Raw genomic sequence first — 830 nt, 5'->3', positions numbered from 1 at the left:
CACCGCCCTCGGGGAGATCACCGCATGAGGACCTTGCTCGCCGCCCTGTTCCTGCTCCACGCCGCGGCCGCCGCGGCCGTGAGCGCCGTCGACGACGCCGGCCGCCGCATAGAGCTGCCGGAGCCGGCAGACCGCATCGTCAGCCTCGCCCCCCACGCCACGGAGATCCTGTACGCCGCCGGCGCCGGCGATCACGTGGTCGGCGCGGTGAGCTACAGCGACTGGCCCCCGGCGGCCCGGGACCTGCCCCGGGTGGGCAGCTACGACGCGGTCGACTACGAGCGCATCCTCGGACTCGACCCGGACCTGGTCGTGGCCTGGCGCAGCGGCAACGGCGAGGAGACGGTGGAACGCCTGCGCAAGCTGGGGCTGACCGTGTTCGTCAGCGAGCCGCGCTCGCTGGAGGCGATCCCCGAGACCGTCGAACGCCTCGGCCGGCTCGCCGGCACCCCCGAGCCCGCCCGCACCACCGCGGCCCGCTTCCGCAGCGAACGCGACCACCTTGCCGAACGCTACTCGGGACAGCCGAGCGTGTCCGTGTTCTTCCAGATCTGGAACCACCCCATGATCACGGTCAACGGCGAGCACCTGATCAGCCGGGTCATCGATCTCTGCGGCGGGCGCAACGTCTTCGCCGGCCTCGACCCTCTGGTGCCGCGGGTGGGCACCGAGGCGGTCATCGCCGCCGACCCCGAGGTCATCATCGCCGCCGGACGGGGCAGGGAACGCCCGCAGTGGCTGGACGACTGGCAACAGTGGCCGTCGATCACCGCAGTGGCCCGGGACAACCTCTTCAACGTCGACCCGGACGTGATCCACCGCGCCAGCCC

1 protein-coding gene is annotated in these 830 nt (G+C 72.5%); it reads left to right on the top strand.

Annotated features, from left to right (window positions below; genetic code table 11):
- Positions 1-24: 24 nt before the first annotated feature.
- Positions 25-830, top strand: an 806-nt coding sequence (locus G7A99_RS22055; protein ID WP_163144122.1) for a cobalamin-binding protein, incomplete at its 3' end; no start/stop codon positions are given.

The sequence above is a fragment of the Arhodomonas sp. KWT genome, assembly GCF_010993615.1.
The sequence above is the reverse complement of the archived record's forward strand: the minus strand, read 5'-3'. Positions and strand labels throughout refer to the sequence as shown.